Here is a 19294-nt window from a genome sequence, read left to right as displayed (position 1 = left end):
GGGCACACGGATTCGCTAGCGTGCGCGCATCATGGCCAATACGTCGAATGAGAATGCGGTGGCGGAAGCAGTGAAGCGGCTCAAGTCCCTGGCGGAGGAGATCGAGGACATGAGCATCGAGTTCTCCACGCCCGTGACTGCCGACGAGGTGGCGCAGCTGGAGAAGAAGTTCAAGCTGAAGCTGCCTCCCAGCTACGTGCACTTCATCAGCACCTACGGCACCTTCAAGGTGCTGCACGGTGGGCGGGAGCTCATCGGCATGGAGGAGCCGGGCTTCCTGCGTGCGGCGGCGCCGGACCCGTCGGACGCGGTCAACGGTGACGACCCGGAGGTGGAGGAGGCCATCAACCAGGCCCTGTTCTTCCAGCGCGCGGATGACGACGCGGTGGACAACTTCTGGTGCTTCAACCCGCGCGACGTCACGCCGGAAGGCGAGCTGGGCGTCGTGGGCTACTACCACGACGAGGCCTTCGACCTTTCCCCGCGCCTGGGAACGGAGGACGCCGAGCACTTCCGGGATTTCTCGGCGCACATCGTCAGGGTCATCGACGCGCTCATCGAGAACTTCGCGGAAGCGTAAGGCGCGGCGGAAGCCCGTGTTGCTGCACGGGCTTCGTCGAGGCTCCGTGACTCAGAGGCAGTTGCCCAGACCTTCGTAGAGGGGGGTCTGGGTGCGCGGCAGCGTGGCGTAGAGCGGAGACGTGCCCGCGAGCGCTGTCAGGAACTCCTGAATCGTGGTGCGCGGGGCGACAGGCACCTGGCAGGCCCAGGTCCGCGCATCCACCGTCACCGAACCCGTCGCCGGGTCGACTTCCTCGTTGCTGGCGGCGAAGACCCAGACGCACTGGCCCATCCGGCCCGTCAGGGCATTCACGGAGCAGCGGAAGCGCAGCGACTCGATGTTGCTGTATTCGCCCTCGCAGAACGTGTCGCCGCAGATGTCATCGAAGTTCTGCTTCAGCGAGGCCCGGAGCTGGTACCACGCCTCGATGTCCGCCTTCGACGTCAGGTAGGCGGAGACGTCCACATACGAGTTGGCGATGGTGTCCCCGGACGCCAGGGCAGACATCGGCGCAAGAAAAGACAGACTCAGGGCGGCAATGGAAAACGGGGAGGAGAGGGGCATGCGGCCTATTTAGTCCTTCCTCCACGTTTGCGAATCCACCCCCCATGGGCTGACACGGAGTTTTGACTGCACTCCGATAGGAATTCTCCAATCCTGGCACCCCGGCCGAAGCCCAGACCTTGTGGGCCAGGGCCTCGGCCGGGGGAGGGCCGCCTCAGTCCTTCTTCAGCTAGAGGAGCTCCCAGCCGCCGTCCGGATGGAGATTCATCGGGTTCGCGGTGCCGACGTCGAGCGCCTTCTTGCCGCTCACCAGCGTGCGAACGCCGTCATTCATGTCGTTGCCCAAGCCCCTCAGCGATTCGGCCACCGCGCTCTTTCTGCCCCCAGGTGCTGCCCTGGTGCTCGCGATGCCCGCTGTAGACAGTCACGCCTCCATCGTGGGCAGCCATGAGCAATCGGGGTGCCGTTCCAAAGGTGTCGGTGGGAAGATTCGTGTCCCCGTCGCGGGGGCAGGCGAGCACGGCGCTCGCGCCCCCGGGAACAGGTGTCATGGTGTCTCGTCAATGCCCGTGCGTGTCGGCAGTGGCCGTCGCTTCTCACGGGGGGCGTTTTGACGCCCCAGGTAGGGCACTTCTTGTGGAGTCATGGGCCGCGCTGCGTGCACAGCGCGGTCCCTTGCCCTCTCCGGGTCATGGCAGGAAGGCGTTCTTCACCGCGTCGAGCAGCGGATTGGCGCCAGTCTGTGGGTCGGTGCATCCCTGGTTGATGGTCCAGATGATGGTGCCACCGTATCCGTTGTCATGGGCGAAGGCGCCCTTGGCGGCAATGGTTTGCGGTGAGTCATACGAAATCCACCGCACCGTGCCGTCCTCCACGGGGACGTCGAAGGTGACGTAGCTGGCCTTCGCCGCCTCGTCCCAGTGGTAGACGCCCGTCGCCGACAACTGGAGAATCTTGCTGTATGTGAAGGAATTGTCGCTGCCCACGTAGTCAGACCAGTCCGTGTACGGCTGATACGGGCCGGTGATGTTCCGCCACGCCATGCCATAGAACGGGATGCCCATGCCCAGCTTGTTCTTGGGGATGCCCGCGTTGGCCCAGGCGCTGAGGCTGGAGGAGACGGACGTGGGGTGGTTGCCCGCCTCGCCCGTGAGCGCGGAGGTGTACCAGGACAGCCAGCCGCCCCAGGGGCCCGTCATCTCGTAGGTCATCACGTTCATCTGGTCCAGGTAGGGGACCAGGTTGGTGAACCACGGGTCCGCATCCTCGGGGAAGTTGCTGTTGACCCAGCCGATGGGCATGGTGAGCAGCATCTGCGGCCGGGCCGCGCGCAGCGCCTGTATCAGCGCGAGCAACGCCGGCTTGTCCACCTGTTCCACCGGCTCCCAGTCGATATCCAGGCCGTCATAGCCAAAGGTATCCATCGCGTTGAGCAGGTTCTGGACGAACTGGGCGCGGTTCGCGTTGGACGCCGCGCCCACCCAGCCGTCGTGCTCACCCGCGCCGCCCACCATGATGATGGCCTTGCGTCCGGCTGCGTGCGCCCGCGTGGACAGTGTCCGCGCGATGGCCGGGCCATTCGAGTTGTCGAACTGGGTGTTCACGGTCCCATCCGGATTGGGAGTGACGCGGCCAACGAGGATGTGCGTGAGCGCGGAGAAGTCCACCTTCTCCGGCGGGTACATGTCGGCGTTCCAGCCGGTGTAGTAGCCCGACACCCACGTGCCGCTCGGCGGCGGGGGCGTGTTCGGGACGGTGACGGTGGCCACCGCCGATTTCGTGGGATCCGCCTGGCTCGTCGCGACCACGTGGTAGGTGCCCGCGATGGCCGGAGCGGTGTACAGGCCCGCCGGCGTGACGGTGCCTCCCGCCGCGCCCTCCTGCACGGACCACGTCACCGCCGTGTTGGTGCTGCCCGTCACCGTGGCAGTGAAGGCCTGCGTCCCCCCGGCCGGAACCGTGGCGGAGGTGGGGGTGATGGCCACCTCCACGGGCGGAGGCGGCGTGGCCATGCCACGCACGCCCAGCTCGTCGAAGTAGAGCGTGGGCAGGCTCAGTCCCAGGCCTTCCTGGAGAACCAGGCCCGTCAGCCGTGCTCCCTGTGGCGCCAGGAGGGAGATGGGAACGGTGCACGTCACCCAGGTGTTGGCGCGGATGCGGCCTCCGGTGCAGTACGGCCCCAGCTCGGTGCCAGGCGTGAAGGCGCCATTCACCACGGCCCGGGTCAGCACCACCGCGTTGTTGCCGCCCGTCCCGCCATGCACGCGCAGGGTGAGCGTCATGCCCGCGTTCGAGGTGATCGGCGATGTATTGAAATACAGCGCCTCCCAGGCGCGCATCGTCACGGAGATGGAGTAGCGCCCCACTGCGACAGGGGAGGTGTTGGTGAGCGAGTGGGGGGCCCAGGAGTAGTCCTGCCACGGTGCTTCCATGGCATCGCGGTAGATCCAACTCGTCGTGACGGGGACCAGCTCGGGGGGCTCGCCTCCGTCCCCGCCAACCACTGCCGCGGGAGGCCTTGCTTCCGCCTGGGCGGCCCAGGCCGCGCTGCCACCAGAAGCCAGGACCATGGCCATCCATGAAACCAACAATACGACCAACCGGTTCATTCGCTTCTCCTGTCGAGGCCCGATGGGATTACTCACTCACTCACTCACTCACTCACTCGCGGTGAGCCGTGCTACACGGTTTCGTTGCCTGACTGAGATTGACGGGCCTCGAGCAACCTGGGGGAGGAGCCCTGCATGGCAAAGCCCTCCCCAAGGTCGCCTCAATCACTGTCGATGCAACAGTTGAAGCATGTTTGTCTGTGGGATGTCTCGGAATCTGCATCCGAGCGCCGAACAGGCGCCTCGCGGGACCAGGGAGGCGGTGACATTCCCTCAGTCGGCCCAGCGCAGCGACTGCTTTCGAACAGGGCCACGCGAGGTCGCCTCGTTCCGGGATGTATTGATGGTGAGTTGTATTTGTATGTCTATTGCTGCCAACGGCCCGGGTGGCCAGCGCGTGGGCGCGCCTTCTGGCCACCCGGGCATCCCGTCAGTGTTGCAGCTCCAGCCGTAGGGCGCCGGCGGGCGGTGGCGCCGATTCCAGGGGGATGAAGACCTGCTGCGTCTGGCCTTGTGTCCAGTCCGAATTCCAGACGAAGACGGTGACGCTGCCCGGCGTGGGGGCTCGGAAGTAGAAGCGGCCCTGAGCCTGGGGGTTCCCCAGGTCGAGCGTCGTCACCGCGGGGCCCGCGCAGGCGGGGTCGGCGTAGAACTGGATGCCGGGGGAGGCCGGACCCGCTGAGGTGATGTTGAAGCCCGTCGTGGTGGGAACGACCAGGTTCCCGCTCACGTCCTGGGTCTGGACGATGAGCGGGCCGGAGCAGAGGCCCACGGGGACCTGCCGAGGCGGATTGAGGAAGGCGAGGCTTGCTGCCGGACCCGCGAGCACATCCACGGCGAAGGTGGAGCCGGGGAGGGTGGCCGGGTCATACCCCGCGCCGGTGATGATGTTGGAGTGAATGACATTGCCCGTTCCCAGGTCCGAGATTCCGGCCTGGTAGACGTAGCCATTCGTCACCCCGTCGAAGTGGAGCACGTTGTCCACGACCTGGATGTTCGTCAGCACCGCCGGAGGGCTTTGATCCGCGTTGCCCTGGGACAGGTAGACGCCGATGTCGTTGTTGAAAAGTTGGTTGCCTTGAATGAGGACGTCCGTGGACAGCGGGCCTCCGTACATCGGCCCTCCGTAGACGAGGATGCCGCTGGCGACGCCCTCGCCGGTGTAGGAGTGCCCGGAGATGAGGTTGTTGACAATGCTTCCGGTGGCCCCGAGCCCGACCTGGATGCCAGACTGGGCGACGTTGCCGATGGGCCCCGAGCCCACCACCCGGTTGTTGGTGATGTCCACCACGACATCGCCAACCGCCACGACGCCGGCCTTCTGGTATCCCAGCAGGAGATTGTTCTGGACACCGACGTGTTGCGTCGGGCTCAACGGGCCCTGGTTGCGAATCAGGATGCCGGTGCCCTCCTGGCAGCCTCCGGTTCCGTCTCCCTGGCGGATGTTGAAAATCTGGGTGTTGATGACGGAGCCCGTCGCATTGTCGAACCGGATGCCCACGAGCGCGTCATCCCCCGTGTCGCAGACGTCCGTGAGCCCTTTCAACATGAGCCTGAGGTTCATGTAGAACGCGCTGCTGCCGCAGTTGCGCGCGATGGGGCCCTTGAAATGGTCTCCAGGGGGGTCCAGCGCGATGATGAAGTGCCCAGCCCCATCCAGGAGGTACCCATCCGGAATGCGCAGGGTGGAGTAGGTGGCGCAGTTGCCCGCCAGCGTCAGAACGTTTCCGTTCTGGAAGACAGGGCAGGGAATGTACCCGCAGGTGGGGTCCTGGAAGCCCTCTTGGGGGGATTCCGTGCTCAGCGCTGCCGTGTGGACGTCCTCACTGGGGCTGTTGTGGACTTCTTCGTGACTGGGTTCCTCGCCCGAGCACCCCACCACTGGCAGTGACAGGGTTCCAACCAGAAGACTTCCGAAACATCGCCATCGATTTCGACTCATGAACGCTCCTCTCTCTGAGCGGGTGCTCAGTGAGAGGGACTCGATAGTGTGAAGTCGTGCAGCGTCATATGGACTCCACGGATGGCGATGGCGCTGGATGTGGATAGTCGCCCCTGCCCGGGTCCAGGTGAGATGTCCAGGAGGTGGTGGATGTGATTGGCGCGCGACGGAACGCGGGTGGGGCAAAGGTAGGATGGCGCCCCGGGAACCGCGCGCCGGGCCAGGGCGTGGCGCTGGGGGCGGGCCTTCAGTCGGGCCGCTCGAGCATGGGGGACAGGCCCTGGCAACGCTTGACGCGGTGCCGCGAGCGTCCACGTCGCGCAGTTGACGGGAGGGTGCCCCGCAGGGGGGCTCCCTGGAAGGTCCGCTGACGCGTTGCATGGGAGGCAGGGGCCTCGCGCCGCCGGGAGGCTCCCGGTAACGTTTCGAATACCATTCCCGCCGGAGGATGCCGTCATGACGTTCTTGGACACGCAGAACCCCTGGCGCCTCGCGGGCGTGTTGTTGCTACTCGTCACGGCGGGGTGTCACCTGGATGACCCGCAGCCCATCCAACTGGAGCCCTCCGCGTCGGCGCGGGTGGTGGTGGTGCTGCCACGCACGCTGACGCCCGGGCCCGTCACGGAGGTCCGTGCCACGCTCAGACCCGTGGGAGGAGAAGAAGCGGGCGCGGTGCTCTCTGGCGGCGACGGCCTGTGGCAGGGGCTGGTGCGGCGGATTGCCTCTGGACGAGCGGCTGAGGCGAGCGCGACCGTCCGAGGTGATGGCGGTGAGGTGCTGGCGCACATCGACGTCCCGAACGTGGTGATAGGTGCGCACCGGACGGCGCTGGTCGTCCTGGTCCCGCGAGCCCCCGTCTCCGGCGTTCCCGGAGCGCCGTTCATTGACGCGGTAGTGGGCTCGTTGGCGGAGGTCCGGCCCGAAGGGCAGGTGGCGCTGCGCGCGGTGGCGGAGGCCGCGTCCGGGGATGGGGCGCTCACGTATGCCTGGCGGGCCTCGGCTGGAAGCTTCAGCGACGCCAGCGCCGTGGCGCCCGTCTGGACGGCGCCAGAGGCGTCCGGCTTCGTGACCTTGACGCTCCTGGTGACGAACGCGGTGGGCCAGGGGGCCACGCTGGACTTCCCCGTGCGAGTGGCCCGGGACCATGGCTTCGGAGCGGACAGCGTGGCCGCCTTCAATCGCTGGCCGTTGATGGTGGAGCTGGGCTCCCTCCCTTCTGGCGAGGTCCAGTATGGCGACTCCCTGCAACTCCAGGCGGAAGGCCGGGACGAAGACGGAGACACGCTCACCTACGCATGGACGGCCAGTTGCGAAGGCACCTTCGATGACGCGAGCGCGCGGTCGCCTCGCTTCACGCCGTCCACGCCGCCCTCGGGAGCCTGTGGCGCGTGCCAGTTCCACGTCACGATGCGGGATGGCCGAGGCGGTGAGCACGTCGGCTTGGTGGACGTATGTGTGGTGCAGCGGCTGCCGCCCATCATCGTCTCCACGGCCCAATCTCGGACGGAGGCCGTGAGCGCGGAGCCCGTCCTGCTCCAGGCGGTGGCGGAGGACCCGCGCGGCGAGGCTCTCACCTTCCAGTGGTCCGCGAACACCGGCCTCCTGGGAACCGCCACCCAGGACGGGACGCGGAGCGAGGTGCCCTGGTCCGCGCTGTCCTGTATCCCGGCGGGTGTGGAGCCCTCCGTGCGGCTCACCGTCACGAATGTCTCGGGGATGAGCGCGACGCACGTGTTCCGGATTCGGTGGGATGACCGGCGCTGTGGGGCGTTTCCTCCCTGCTCCGCCCGGTGGGAGAACGACCGCGTGACGTTGACGGCGGACTGCACGACGGAGGGCACGCTGTACATCCCGGACGGAGTCACCTTCGACGGCGCCGGGCACGTGGTGACTGCGGTGGACCCCGAAGGCGGCCGCTTCCAGGGTGCCGTGCTTCGCAACCGGGGAGACACGGCCCACGTCCACGACGTGACGGTGGCGGCGCGCGGCCTGTCGGACCTGGCGTGTGATGCGGGCGAGGCCGGCTTGAGTGGCATCCGATTCATCGGGGCGAGCGGTTCCATCACCGATAGCGAAGTGCGCGCGCTGCACCAGGGCGCGGGCGAGAGCGGTTGCCAGGAGGGCGTGGCCATCGAGGTACGAAACGCCCAGGACGCGTCCCGCGTGGTTCAGGTGGAGGTCCTGCGCAACCACGCCGTGGGCTACCAGAAGGGGGGCATCGTGGCCTCGGGCCGGGTGGACGTGGCCGTGGAGGGCAACGTGGTGGAGGGCGGCGGTCCGTCGGCCGTCATCGCCAGGAATGGCATCCAGTTGAGCTTCGGCGCCACGGGACAGGTGCTGGGCAACCGCGTCACCGGCAACGTCTATACGGGGACCGGCTATGTGGCGGCCGGCATCCTCGTCGCGGGTGGGGCCTACTACGGCGGCCCGGTGTGCGAGGACGTCCTCATCCAGGGCAACACGCTGGAGGCGAACGACATTGGCATCGACCTGTCGCAAGCGGAGGCGGACGGCGGGCCGCTGGCGCAATCCTCACGGTTGCTCGTGGTGGAGAACACGTTGAGCCACGGCGTGGTGGCGAACGGCGTGCCGTACCAGGCGGCCATCTCGGACCTGGGCGGGGCCAACGTCATCAGCCGCAACCGCATCAGTGGCGCGGGCTATGCCAGGGAGACCCTGCCGGGCTCCACGTTCGACGTGGACGTGGTGGCGGCTGCGGCGGCGCAGGTGGCCTTCCTGACACCCCAGCAAGACGTGGCGGCGGGCGCGTGCTCCGAGGCGTTGGTGGTGCAGAGTCAGGACGCCATGGGCAATCTGTCCGCCCTGGCTTCGTCCCTGCTGGTGGTGGAGGCACAGGGGAATGTTGGCGGGGTGACCTTCTTCCGGGACGCGGCGTGTACGCAGGCCCTGGTGCCTCTGAATGGCAGCGGCGCCATGGACCTGGAGGGACCGCAGCAGGAAGCGGTGTTCTATTTCCGCGCGGAACAGTCAGGAGCCCTGGAGGTACGGGTTCGAGGCGACGGGGTGAGTGCCTCCCAGATGCACGTGGTGCGGTAGACGGGACGGGGTGCGTCGAGGTCTACTTCCACTGGTTCGTCATGACTCCGACTCCCTTCGGGCCCGCATACACCCTCCAGACAGCACGAACCCTGCTCCGCTGCTGGTCACCCGCTGACGCCGCGCGTGCGCTCCGCGCCATCGACGCCAGCCTCGACCACCTGCGCCCCTGGTTGGACTGGGCGCGGCACTACCCCATCAGCGTGGAGCAGCAGGCCGCCGTCCTGCGGCGCTTTCGCGGGAGCTTCGACCTGGGACAGGACTTCACCTATGCCGTGTTCGACCGGGGTGGGACGGAGGTCCTGGGCGGCTGCGGGCTGCATCCTCGTGTGGGCGAGGGGGGCCGGGAGATAGGGTATTGGATTGCGGCCCAGCACGCCGGTCAGGGGCTCGCGACCGAAGTGGCGGCGGCGCTCGTCCGGGTCGCGTTCGAACTGGATGGCCTGCGCCGGGTGGAGATTCACTGCGACCCGCTCAACGTGCCGAGCGCCGCGGTGGCCCGCAAGCTGGGCTTTACCCACGAAGGCACCTTGCGACAGCGCCTCCAGGCCGCTGACGGCTCGTGGCGCGACGTCATGCTCTGGACCCTCCTGGCGGAGGACTACCGGGCCAGCCCCGCCGCCGCGAGCGACCTGGAAGCGTTCGACGTGCTGGGGCAGAAGCTGCTGTAGTCCCTCTGCTCAGGGGGCCTTGTCCTCGCGCTCCGGCGCTCCTTCCAGCGGTTCATTCGCGGGCTGGCGAATCAAGACGCCCACCCTCGTGTTCCGGGGCGAGCCCAGGTCGACAGGGCCTCCTGGGATGCCCAACTGCACGTAGCTGCAGCCGAACAGCGCGAAGAGCGGAATGATGGCCAGACGGCGCATGGGCGGACCTCCGTGAGCGACGGGCCCATTCAACCGCGTGCCGCGTGTGGGATTCCAGGGCCGAGTGGAGGGCGTGTCGAGCGGCACACGGGGCCCACGCCGGGCGAGGTCAGATTCGACGGGGGCTACGTCATTCCCACGGATGATGCGAGCACGCTGGGGCGCCGCGACAAGAACCTGGTCGTCCGCATGCAGAACCTCGTCGGAGGCGTCTCTTCCGGCCCGACGGCTCGCGCAGGTACCAGGGCGTGTTGATGACGACGATGTGGGGCCCTCCGCGAACCAGGAGCATCATCTTCAACAGCGTGGCGGTGTGGCTGGGGATGATGAAGTGGTGCCATCGGCGCTCGACGAGCTCTGGCACCAGCACCGCGATGAACCGGCCCGGATGCTCCGCGGCGAGCTTCCGGACGTAGCCCAGCAACGGGTCCACGACCTGGCGGTAGGTCGGCACGAGCACGTCCAGTCGTGGCACCGGCCGTCCGGCCTTCCGAAGGGGCGCGGCCACCTGCCACTCCCAGCGCTGCACCAATTGCTCCTGGGCGTCCGGTTGTCCTCGGACCTGCACGGCGTACACATCCGGGGACATGGACAGGGCCAGCCGCAGGCCCTTCTGCGCCACCCGGTCCAGGCGCCGGAGGGGCACCACCACCACGGGCGCGGCGAGCGGCTGCACGGGAATGGGGTGGGGCGTCTCGGTGGCGGCGTGGATGCGCTCGGCGTGGCGCCGCGAGGTCCGGAGCAGCACGTAGGTCAGGGGAATGAAGACGACGGTCAGCCAGGCGCCCTCCTCGAACTTGGCCGTCGCCACCACGGCCAGCGCCAGGGCGGTGCAGGCCGCGCCCACGCCATTCACCCACTGGAACCTCCGCGCGCCGCGTCCGCTCATGCGCCGCCAGTGCATGACCATGCCGAGCTGGGACAAGGTGAAGGCGGACAGCGCCCCCACCGCGAACAGTGGGATGAGGTGGTCCGTCACGCCGTTGAACAGGACCAGAAGCACGGCGGCCAGCAGGGACAGGGTGACGATGCCCGTGGAATACACGAGGCGCTGGCCCACGTGGGCGAAGGCCGGAGGCAGGTTGCTGTCGAGCGCCAGCGCGCGGCACAGGCGGGGGAAGTCCGCGAAGCTCGTGTTGGCGGACAGGCAGAGCACACAGACGATGGCCGCCAGCGCCACGTAGTAGAAGACGCCGCGCCCGGTGATGGCGGCCACGACCTGGGACAGCACGCTCTGGTAGCCGGCCTGGCCCGGCGCGGTCGCGCCAATGTCATAGGCGTGGCTCATCCACGCCACGCCGCAGAGCAGCATCACCAGGATGCTCACGATGCCCAGCAACGTCCGGCGCGCGTTGCGCACGCGGGGTTCGCGGAAGATGGGCACGCCGTTGCTGACGGCCTCGATGCCCGTCATCGCCGTGCAGCCGTTCGCGAAGGCATGCATCAACAGCCAGAGGCTCGCCATGGCCGTGCTCTCCGGGAGCCGGGGCGGGGCGACGACGGGCACGGGGCTGCCATTGGACGTGAGCACCTTCCAGATGCCGATGAGCAGGGTGATGCCCAGGCAGCCGACGAACAGGTAGGTCGGTAGCAGGAAGGCCGAGCCCGCGGTGCGGATGCCTCGCAGGTTCACGACCATGATGAAGCCGAGCAGCAGCAGGCACAGGAGCAGGGTGTGGGGAAACAGGCTGGGGATGGCGGAGACGAGCGCGCCCACGCCGGCGGAAATGGCCACCGCGACGTTGAGTACGTAATCCAACGCCAGCGCGGAGGCCGCGAGCAGCGCGGGCCTCACGCCCAGGTTGGCGCGGGCCACGGAGAACGAGCCGCCGCCGTCGGGATACGCGGCGATGGTCTGCCGGTAGGAGAACTGCACCACGAGCAGCAGCGCGACGATGATGCCGGTGAGCAGGCCGATGTACCGCGGCCCGGCGCTGCCCAGCACGAGCATGGCGGTGAGCGCGGCCTCGGGCCCGTAGGCCGCGGAGGCCAACGCGTCCAGCCCGAGCACGGGGATGCCTGTCAGCGGACCAATCCTCTCCTCTTCCGCTCGCTCGTTCGGAATGGGCCTGCCGAACAGGACCCGCCACAAGGACATGCCTGAAAGGTAGTGCCGCGTCTCCGGGGGCTTCGACAGGCGACGGGCCTTGCGCCCGGCCTTACTTGGAAAGTTCCTGCGTGCTGCGCACCCTCGTCATGGATTCCCCCCTGCATCACGGAGGCGCCATGACCCCGTCCGAGTTGACGGCCGAGCAGCTTCAACACCTGGTGCATTCGCTGGGTGACTGGTTTCACGACATCTCGTCAACGTGCGTGACGTAGCGAACGCCTGCGCGCTGGCGCTCGACGCGCGGGGGGCGGACTCGCACGTCCTCAACGTGGGCAGTGGACAGTCCATCACCGTGAATGAAGTGGCCCTGACGCTCGCGGAGGTGATGGGCCGCCTTGGCCTCCGCCCCGCGGTGACGGGTCGCTATCGCATGGGCGACATCCGTCACTGCTTCGCGGACATCTCCCTGGCGTGTGAGTTGCTGGGGTACGCACCCCGGGTTTCCTTCCACGACGGGCTCGCGGAGCTGTCGTCGTGGCTCGAGGACCAGGTGGCGACGGACCGCGTGGCGGAGGCGCGCGCGGAACTCGAGACGCGAGGGCTGACCGTATGAGCGCGGCGGAACCTTGGAAGGTGGAGGGGGGCAGGACGGTCATCTTCGGCGGCGCCGGCTTCATCGGCTCCAACCTGGCGGACCACTACCTGTCCGCGGGGCGGACCGTGCGCGTCGTCGATAACCTGACGCGCCCCGGGGTGGTGCACAACCTGCGTTGGCTCCAGGCCCGGCATGGCGCCCGGCTGGAGGTGGTGACGGCGGACGTACGGGACGCCCATGCGGTGAAGCAATCCGTCGTTGGCGCCAGCGAGGTCTTCCACTTCGCGGCCCAGGGGGCTGTCACCACCAGCCTGGAGACGCCCGTCACCGACTTCGAGGTCAACGCGGGCGGCACCCTGAACGTGCTGGAGGCGCTGCGCGCCATGGAGCGGCCTGCCTCGCTCGTCTTCACCTCCACCAACAAGGTCTACGGTTGCACGCCGGGCGTGGAGTTCGTCCAGAAGCCCAGCCGCTACGCGCCTCGGGACGCGGGCCTGCGCGGTCACGGCGTGGGGGAGGACTGCCCGGTGGACTTCGAGAGCCCCGATGGCTGCTCCAAGGGCGCGGCGGACCAGTACGTGCTCGACTACGCGCGGGCTTACGGGCTGAGGACGGTGGTGTTCCGGATGAGCTGCATCTACGGCCCCCGGCAGTTCGGCACCGAGGACCAGGGCTGGGTGGCGCACTTCCTCCTGTGCATGCTCGAAGGCCGGCCCCTCACGCTCTACGGAGATGGCAAGCAGGTACGCGACATCCTCGATGTGGGGGACCTGGTGCGCGCGCTCGGCCTGGCGCAGCAGCACATCGGACGGCTCAAGGGGCAGGCCTTCAACATTGGCGGCGGCCCGTCGCGGACAGTGAGCCTGTTGGACTTGCTGGGGCTCATCTCTCAGCGCACCGGTCTGCGGCCCGCGCTCCAGTTCGAGGATGGGCGGACGGGGGACCCGCGCTACTACGTCTCCGACCCCCGCAAGTTCCAGGCAGCCACGGGGTGGGCGCCCCAGGTGGGAATCGCCGAGGGCGTGGACCGGCTCCACGACTGGCTGCGGACCCTGATGCTCGAGCGGCCAGTGGCGTCCGGGCAGGGAGGGGCGCGTGAAGTCCTCGTAGGCTAGAGGGCGCGCCGTCCGCCGTGTGCTGACGTGCTCGACCCGCGGCTCGCCTGGAGCGAGGGCGTCACCTACATCGGCATCGGGCGCGACTGACGCACGGCTCCAAGTGGCTCTGGCGTGCTTGGGGTGCTATCCCCACGCATCGCCCCGATGAGCACCGACGCCCCGACTGCCGCCGCGCCCCCCGATGTCTTTCAAAGGCGTCTCGATGGACTGCTCATCGTGGCGCTCGTCGTCTGGGGATTGGCCCAACTGGCGCCTCACCTGGCGCACCCGGCCATCTACATCTGGGACGAGGCGATGCACCAGGCCGCCGCGCGCGGCACGCACGAAACCTTCTTCACGCCGCACATCTACAAGGACCCGGTCTTCCCCGCGGACCCGCGCCACTGGTGGGCCGCGCACGTGTGGATGCACAAGCCCACGGGGCCCTTCTGGTTCGGCGCGTTGATGATGCACGTGGTGGGCGTGACGCCGCTGGCGTTGCGGCTGGCCTCGCTCCTGGGGCACCTGGCCGCGGCGGTGTCCATCTACCTCATCGCGCGCAGGCCCGCCGGGCGCTTCTGGGCCGTGCTGGGGGCGGCGGGCTTCCTCGCCATGCCCTTTGGCTGGCAGCTCGTCCAGGGGCGCATCTTCGGCGATGTGACGGATTGCACCCTGACGGGCTGCAACGCCGTCGCGGTGGCGCTCCTGTTCCACGCCACGCGCCAGGGCTCCTGGCGGTGGGGGCTGGCGGCAGGGGCGGCCGTGGGGCTGGGCTTCCTTTGCAAGACGGGGCTCGCGCTGACGCCCCTGGGCATCGCGGCGACGCTGTGGGCGCTCGGCCGGCTGCGCTTCTGTCCGGGGCCGAGGTTCAGCACGGTGGTGGCCATGGTGGGCATGGCCGTGCTCCTGGCCGCGCCGTGGAGCTTCTACTCCGCATGGCGCTGGCCGGAGCTGCATGACTTGGAGGCGCGGGTGACGCGCGCCCACCTCTTCGCCGACCCGACGGTGGACGTGGGGCCCTGGCACCGGCCGGTGGATGCCCTCTTGAATGAGGTCAACACCCAGAGCCTGGCGCCGCTGCCCGCGGTGTTGCCGCTGCTCGCCTTCGTGTGGCTGCTGGTGCGCGCGGTGCGCCGGCGGGAGCTGGAGGTGGTGGGGCTCGCGTTGTGGGTGGGGGCCACCTGGCTCGTGTTGTCACTGAGCGTGGTGAAGGTCCCCGCCATTGCCTGGGGCGCGGTGCCCGCCGTCCTGGCCGCATTGGCCATCGCGGGCGCGGATGCCCGGCGCCACCCTGCGCTCGCGGCGGCGCTCCTGGCGGCGGTCGCCACGCCGTGGTTCGTCAAGCACCTGCCGGTGCTCGGTGCTGTCCGCGCCGTGCTCCCCACGGTGCTGGTGCAGACGCGCGCCCGGCCCGGGCTCGCCGAGGGGCTGGTCGTGGCCGCCGCGGCGGCGCTGCTCGTCGCGCTCGTGTGCTGGCGCCTGCCGCGGAAGCTGTCCTGGGCGCCCCTGGGGCTGGGGCTCCTGGCCTCGGGCGTGCTCGCGTGGCTGCTGGCCGTCACCTTTCCGGTGGCGAAGGCAGACTACCAGGCCAGGCATCTGGATGACCTGTACGTCACCTACTCCCGCGAGGTGGGGCGCGCGCTCGACCAGCAGACGCCGGCGCGCAGTGTCCTCTTCCTCGCGCAGGACTCGGACGTGCCCGGCTCCATGGAGTACCTGAGCCTCATGTTCTGGAGCAACCGCATGGCGTACCGGCGGCCGCCCGACGTCGTGAGTGCTCGCAAGCACGGCTATCACCCCTACCTCGTCTCGCCGCTCGCGGAGCACTACGCCCCCGTTCCCGGTGTGCCTCCGGATGCCGCGCTGCGAGCCTATGACCTGGAGGCACCCCGGTCCGAACCCGCGCCACTGCCTGATGGGGTCATGCCGCTGGCCTTCCGTGAGAAGGACATGGAGGTGCTGGGCGTCGCGGCGGGCCACGCGGGTGGGGGCCGTGACCGGTATGCCTTCTACGTCCGCGCCCAGGGCGTGCCTCGCGCGCTGCGCGTCGTCTTCCACGGACCGGGCGGAAGCGTGGAGCGCATGCTGGAGCCCGGCGCCGCGCTGCGGCAGCCCGCCACGCTGCGGCGCGCCAACTGGTTCATCGTGCCCGTGCTGGGGCCTCCCAGCGCCGGCGTGACGCATCTGGAACTGGGCGCCAACGGCCAGCGGGTGACGTTCTCCCGCCCGGGCGCCTGAGGAAAAAGCGTCGCAACGCCCCGCGGGGCCAATGCCTGTCGGGTGCAGGGAACTTCACTGCCGAGGCATCTCGCGGGACATGGGAAGCGTTCGCCCAGGTCAGCAGGGCGTGCGGACGGTCGCGGGTGGGGCAATTACCCTCCTCCCAGAGCCCCGATGTTGCTTCATGTCCGCCGGCGCGGTCCCCACTGTGGGATGTGATTTTCCATTCGACGGGAGGAAGGGCGTAACACCTACCTCCCATGGGGAATCCTTGTGTCAGGGGCTTGTCGCCCCGCGTCTTCCCAGACGTGGCACAAACGGTGAAATCCGCCGCGTCCGAGCCTGGTGCTCATGAACGAGGTCGGAACAATGCGGATGAAGCAGAAGAAGCAGTGGGTTTCCGCGGTATGTGCGGTGGTGGTCGGCGGGAGCGGAGTCGCGAATGCCCACGACCTGATTTGCGAAAAGAAGGTCAATGGCGAGTCGGTGGTGGTGGCGGATGATTATCCCTACACCGCGAACTACACCTTCAAGGTCACCAACGTCCACCCGACGTTGCCGTCCATCTTGTTGACGGCGACCGATGACGTGCTGTCGAGCGAGGGCTTCACGTTCTCGCCGCCGCCGCCGGTGAGCATTCCTGTCAATGGTTCGCTGACGTCGGACTTCGCGCTGCATATCGGCAGCTATGACGAGTGCGTGACCATTGCCGCGCAGGATGGCGTGGCGGACAACCACATCGACAACACGTTCACGGTGACGTTCGACTTGGGCTCCGCCATGTGCTCGGCGCGCCTGACGTGTGAGCGGGAAGAGCCGCCTCCCGTCGAGTGCACCGGCCCGACGCGGACGCTCGGCTTCTACAAGAACCGTATCCTGACGGTCACGCAGTGCCTGGCGCAGGGGCCCATCGACCTGGGCGCCATCGGGACCATCACCACGCTGCCCGCCGCGGAAGGCATCCTGTGGGGCAGCCCGGCCATGTACCCGGCGGGAGGGATGCGCAGCCAGCTGGACCGGCTCCGCTTCCTGCTCGCGCGCCAGACGCTGGTGGGCATCTGCAACCAGCGCCTGTTCGGCGCGACGCCCGACCCGACGTCGCTCCTGACGGATGCGGTTGCGGCCCTGAACACCACCCAGTGCGATGTCATCTCGGGCCTCATCGACCCCGTGGACGCCTTCAACAACGGTTGCGACTCGCTCCCGCTCCCGCCCGGCTTCATCCCCGGTCCGTCGACGCCCCAGGCCGCTGAGGCGATCGCCGTCGACCCGACCTCCAACTCCGGCCAGAGCTGCTCGCCCTGAGCCGTTCCCAACTCACTCCAAGACACCCTTCAAATCTCAAGGAAAGACACGCCATGAAGAAGACCATGTTGTCCACGTGTGTTTGCGCGGCCCTCGCCCTGACAGCCTGCGGTGGGGGCAGTGATCGGCTCGACTCCGTCCAGGGCGAGCCACCCGCTCCGTCCGGTCCGGTCCAGACGGAGGATGGGCAGCGCTTCGAGCTGCGGCTCCGCGGCTCGGCGGCGGAAGGCTACGACAAGCTGGAGCTCCCCATCGGTGCTGTTCGCGTCACCGCGAATGGGGCTCCGCTCAAGGTGGAGTTGGTGCAAGACAGCGCGGATGTGGCCCGTGCCGACCATGCGCACCTGGTGGCCTACTTCTACGTGCCGGAAGGCGCGGATCGCGTCCGCGTGACGCTCCAACTGGAGGGGCTCGGCGGCTATGCCCGGGCGGAGGGCTCCGGCTTCGTCGACGCCAGCGTCGCCCCGGTGACCTTCGAGGCGCCCGTGCACGAACTGGCGCTGCGTGGCCGCGCGGTGGTGCAGCTCGATGTGGCTCGCTCCATCATGGACATGGGGAGCCACCGCCTGCTGCTCCCGAACGGCGTCGTCAACTACTGAGTCACGACACCCCACCCAGCCACCCCACCTGCAGAATCGCTTGACTGGCCGCGTCTCACGCCACATATGAAGTGGCATGAGACGCGACAGTCGGCTCTCCGTCGCCTTGCATGTCCTCCTTCACATGGAGGACATGGGCCCCGTGGTGACGTCAGAGGCGATGGGGCGGCTGCTGAAGGCCAATCCCGTGGTGGTCCGGCGGACAATGGCCGGACTTCGGGAGGCAGGCATCCTCACCTCGGTGAAGGGGCACGGGGGAGGATGGTCGCTGGCGCGCACGCTCGACACCGTGACGTTGGGGGACGTGTACGAAGCGCTCGGAACACCGGGGCTCTTCAGTATCGGTCCCCATGATGAAAGTCCGGGCTGTCTCGTGGAGCAGGCCGTCAATGATGCGCTGGGAAAGGCGCTGGACCAGGCCGCGGCGCTGCTCATGCAACACCTTCGAAGCACGTCCGTGGCGGACCTGGGACGCGGCGTTCGCCGCCGTCACGCTCGTGCCGCGAAGCGGCGCGTCAAGCCTCGTGCCTGACGCGCCTGGCGCGATTGTGCGCCCCCACCGTACCGTCACCTCTGGAGCACACCCATGGCTGACATCACGCATCGAACCGTAAAGACGAATGGCATCAACCTGCACCTCGCGGAGGCGGGTTCAGGGCCGCTCGTGTTGCTCCTGCATGGTTGGCCGGAGTCCTGGTACTCGTGGCGCCATCAGCTTCCGGCGTTGGCGGCGGCGGGGTACCACGCGGTGGCCCCAGACGTCCGTGGCTACGGCCAGAGCGACAAGCCGGAGGCCATCGAGGCGTACAGCATGAAGCAGTTGGTGGGTGATGCGGTTGGCCTGCTGGATGCGCTGGGGGAGAGGACGGCCATCGTCATCGGCCACGACTGGGGCTCGGCGATTGCCTGGAACTGTGCCGCCCTGCATCCCGACCGCTTCCGCGCGGTGGTGGGAATGAGCGTTCCCCATCTGGGGCGCGCGCCCATGCCGCCCATGCAGTTGTTTCAGCGCATGTTCGGTGAGAAGTGGTTCTACATCCTCTACTTCCAGGAGCCCGGCGTGGCCGAGGCCGAGTTCGAGGCGGACGTCCCGAGGACGGTCCGGGCGATTCTCACGGGCACCCCCGGCTTCGATGTGACGAATCCCGCCGTGCTGGCGAAGAAGAAGGGGGAAGGCTTCCTCGCGAGGCTCGACGTACCTGAGACGTTGCCCGGCTGGCTCACCGAGGCGGACGTCGCGTACTTCGCGAAGGAGCTCGCCGGCAGTGGATTCCGGGGCGGGCTCAATCGCTACCGCAACATGGACCGGGACTGGCACGAACTGCCGGAGCTGGCGACGGCGGTCATCTCGCAGCCGGCCCTCTACATCGTCGGAGAGAAGGACCCGGTGCGTGCCTTCTCTCCCGTTGACCCGATGAAGGCCCTGGTGCCGAACCTGGCCGACATCCACGTCATTCCCGGCGCGGGTCATTGGGTTCAGCAGGAGCACGCCGCCGAGGTGAATGCCGCGCTGCTGGCCTTCCTGAAGAAGCTGCCGGCCTGAGCCGCGCCCTCCATATGTTTTCGGCACGCGGACCGCGGAGTTCCACACCTGTGGCCGGTGCGGCGTCGTTCCCGTGGTGACCAGCCTCATCGACGGCCAGCTCTACGCGGTCGTCAATGTCCACGCGTTCGAGGGTAGCGGCCCGGCGCGGATTCTCCGCAGCTCGGGCCGCTTCGACGACGAGGATGCCGCGGCGCGGCTCGCGCGCCGGAAGCGCAACTGGATTGCCAACGCGGAGATTCCGGAGTCGCCGCGTCCCTGCGCGTCACGGCCGGGCGGCCGGGGTATGGTGCCGCCCATGCGCAGCGCGTCTGGCAGTGCGACGAAGTTCCTCGCGGCGGTGGGGGT

15 protein-coding genes and 1 pseudogene are annotated in these 19294 nt (G+C 68.3%); 11 read left to right on the top strand and 5 right to left on the bottom strand.

What is annotated here, in order from left to right:
* Positions 1-31 precede the first annotated feature (31 nt).
* Entirely contained in the window at positions 32-580 is a 549-nt protein-coding gene (locus FMQ63_RS12740) for an SMI1/KNR4 family protein (protein WP_011551738.1), read from the top strand.
* 51 nt (positions 581-631) lie between these two features.
* Here the strand turns inward: FMQ63_RS12740 and FMQ63_RS12735 are convergent, their stop codons facing one another.
* From FMQ63_RS12735 to FMQ63_RS12725, 3 genes are all read right to left on the bottom strand, one after another.
* Positions 632-1069 (bottom strand): hypothetical protein, encoded by a 438-nt coding sequence (locus FMQ63_RS12735; protein WP_228556411.1) that lies wholly within the window; start codon positions 1067-1069, stop codon positions 632-634.
* A 686-nt stretch (positions 1070-1755) separates the two neighbouring features.
* Positions 1756-3675 (bottom strand): glycosyl hydrolase family 18 protein, encoded by a 1920-nt coding sequence (locus FMQ63_RS12730; protein WP_225909799.1) that lies wholly within the window; start codon positions 3673-3675, stop codon positions 1756-1758.
* Between the two features lie 430 nt (positions 3676-4105).
* Positions 4106-5617, bottom strand: a complete 1512-nt coding sequence (locus FMQ63_RS12725; RefSeq protein ID WP_216608472.1) for a right-handed parallel beta-helix repeat-containing protein — start codon at positions 5615-5617, stop codon at positions 4106-4108.
* Between the two features lie 456 nt (positions 5618-6073).
* Between FMQ63_RS12725 and FMQ63_RS12720 the strand changes: the two genes are divergently transcribed.
* Positions 6074-8674, top strand: a complete 2601-nt coding sequence (locus FMQ63_RS12720) for a right-handed parallel beta-helix repeat-containing protein (RefSeq protein WP_225909800.1) — start codon at positions 6074-6076, stop codon at positions 8672-8674.
* A gap of 41 nt (positions 8675-8715) precedes the next feature.
* Positions 8716-9345 (top strand): GNAT family N-acetyltransferase, encoded by a 630-nt coding sequence (locus tag FMQ63_RS12715; RefSeq protein ID WP_011551744.1) that lies wholly within the window; start codon positions 8716-8718, stop codon positions 9343-9345.
* A gap of 9 nt (positions 9346-9354) precedes the next feature.
* On the opposite strand, the gene FMQ63_RS12710 is transcribed toward FMQ63_RS12715, so the two are convergent.
* Together FMQ63_RS12710 and FMQ63_RS12705 are read right to left on the bottom strand one after the other, a co-directional pair.
* The gene (locus FMQ63_RS12710) at positions 9355-9537 is read right to left on the bottom strand and encodes a hypothetical protein (protein WP_020477716.1); all 183 of its coding nucleotides are present in this window, start codon (positions 9535-9537) and stop codon (positions 9355-9357) included.
* Positions 9538-9667: 130 nt separating this feature from the next.
* Complete coding sequence (locus tag FMQ63_RS12705) at positions 9668-11635, bottom strand: APC family permease (RefSeq protein WP_011551747.1); 1968 nt, start codon at positions 11633-11635, stop codon at positions 9668-9670.
* A 211-nt stretch (positions 11636-11846) separates the two neighbouring features.
* Between FMQ63_RS12705 and FMQ63_RS12700 the strand changes: the two genes are divergently transcribed.
* The 8 genes and pseudogenes from FMQ63_RS12700 to FMQ63_RS12665 all read left to right on the top strand — a co-directional run.
* Entirely contained in the window at positions 11847-12200 is a 354-nt protein-coding gene (locus FMQ63_RS12700; protein WP_011551749.1) for an NAD(P)-dependent oxidoreductase, read from the top strand.
* Complete coding sequence (locus tag FMQ63_RS12695) at positions 12197-13297, top strand: NAD-dependent epimerase/dehydratase family protein (RefSeq protein ID WP_011551750.1); 1101 nt, start codon at positions 12197-12199, stop codon at positions 13295-13297. Before FMQ63_RS12700 ends, FMQ63_RS12695 begins: the two co-directional genes overlap by 4 nt.
* Positions 13298-13444: 147 nt before the next feature.
* Entirely contained in the window at positions 13445-15517 is a 2073-nt protein-coding gene (locus FMQ63_RS12690; RefSeq protein WP_011551751.1) for a glycosyltransferase family 39 protein, read from the top strand.
* 327 nt (positions 15518-15844) lie between these two features.
* The gene (locus tag FMQ63_RS12685; RefSeq protein WP_011551752.1) at positions 15845-16804 is read left to right on the top strand and encodes a hypothetical protein; all 960 of its coding nucleotides are present in this window, start codon (positions 15845-15847) and stop codon (positions 16802-16804) included.
* 53 nt (positions 16805-16857) lie between these two features.
* Positions 16858-17403: a hypothetical protein gene (locus FMQ63_RS12680; protein WP_011551753.1), complete on the top strand. Its 546-nt coding sequence runs from the start codon at positions 16858-16860 to the stop codon at positions 17401-17403.
* Between the two features lie 76 nt (positions 17404-17479).
* A complete protein-coding gene (locus tag FMQ63_RS12675) occupies positions 17480-17935 on the top strand; it encodes an Rrf2 family transcriptional regulator (RefSeq protein ID WP_011551754.1) in 456 nt (151 codons plus the stop codon).
* Positions 17936-17989: 54 nt separating this feature from the next.
* On the top strand, positions 17990-18946 hold the full coding sequence (locus FMQ63_RS12670) for an alpha/beta fold hydrolase (RefSeq protein WP_011551755.1): 957 nt from the start codon (positions 17990-17992) through the stop codon (positions 18944-18946).
* Between the two features lie 73 nt (positions 18947-19019).
* Positions 19020-19294 (top strand): annotated as a pseudogene (locus FMQ63_RS12665) (lysoplasmalogenase); the annotation flags it as partial.

It is taken from the genome of Myxococcus sp. CA005, from assembly GCF_006518205.1.
Classification (GTDB): Bacteria; Myxococcota; Myxococcia; order Myxococcales; family Myxococcaceae; genus Myxococcus; species Myxococcus xanthus.
The sequence above is the reverse complement of the archived record's forward strand: the minus strand, read 5'-3'. Positions and strand labels throughout refer to the sequence as shown.

What these genes read in the sequence shown, in the direction of transcription:
- FMQ63_RS12675 (WP_011551754.1), top strand. Translation starts at nt 17,480, where the DNA reads ATGAGACGCGACAGTCGGCTCTCCGTCGCCTTGCATGTCCTCCTTCAC.
- FMQ63_RS12705 (WP_011551747.1), bottom strand. Translation starts at nt 11,635, where the DNA reads ATGTCCTTGTGGCGGGTCCTGTTCGGCAGGCCCATTCCGAACGAGCGA.
- FMQ63_RS12680 (WP_011551753.1), top strand. Translation starts at nt 16,858, where the DNA reads ATGAAGAAGACCATGTTGTCCACGTGTGTTTGCGCGGCCCTCGCCCTG.
- FMQ63_RS12710 (WP_020477716.1), bottom strand. Translation starts at nt 9,537, where the DNA reads ATGCGCCGTCTGGCCATCATTCCGCTCTTCGCGCTGTTCGGCTGCAGC.
- FMQ63_RS12740 (WP_011551738.1), top strand. Translation starts at nt 32, where the DNA reads ATGGCCAATACGTCGAATGAGAATGCGGTGGCGGAAGCAGTGAAGCGG.
- FMQ63_RS12720 (WP_225909800.1), top strand. Translation starts at nt 6,074, where the DNA reads ATGACGTTCTTGGACACGCAGAACCCCTGGCGCCTCGCGGGCGTGTTG.
- FMQ63_RS12690 (WP_011551751.1), top strand. Translation starts at nt 13,445, where the DNA reads ATGAGCACCGACGCCCCGACTGCCGCCGCGCCCCCCGATGTCTTTCAA.
- FMQ63_RS12735 (WP_228556411.1), bottom strand. Translation starts at nt 1,069, where the DNA reads ATGTCTGCCCTGGCGTCCGGGGACACCATCGCCAACTCGTATGTGGAC.
- FMQ63_RS12715 (WP_011551744.1), top strand. Translation starts at nt 8,716, where the DNA reads ATGACTCCGACTCCCTTCGGGCCCGCATACACCCTCCAGACAGCACGA.
- FMQ63_RS12695 (WP_011551750.1), top strand. Translation starts at nt 12,197, where the DNA reads ATGAGCGCGGCGGAACCTTGGAAGGTGGAGGGGGGCAGGACGGTCATC.
- FMQ63_RS12725 (WP_216608472.1), bottom strand. Translation starts at nt 5,617, where the DNA reads ATGAGTCGAAATCGATGGCGATGTTTCGGAAGTCTTCTGGTTGGAACC.
- FMQ63_RS12730 (WP_225909799.1), bottom strand. Translation starts at nt 3,675, where the DNA reads ATGAACCGGTTGGTCGTATTGTTGGTTTCATGGATGGCCATGGTCCTG.
- FMQ63_RS12670 (WP_011551755.1), top strand. Translation starts at nt 17,990, where the DNA reads ATGGCTGACATCACGCATCGAACCGTAAAGACGAATGGCATCAACCTG.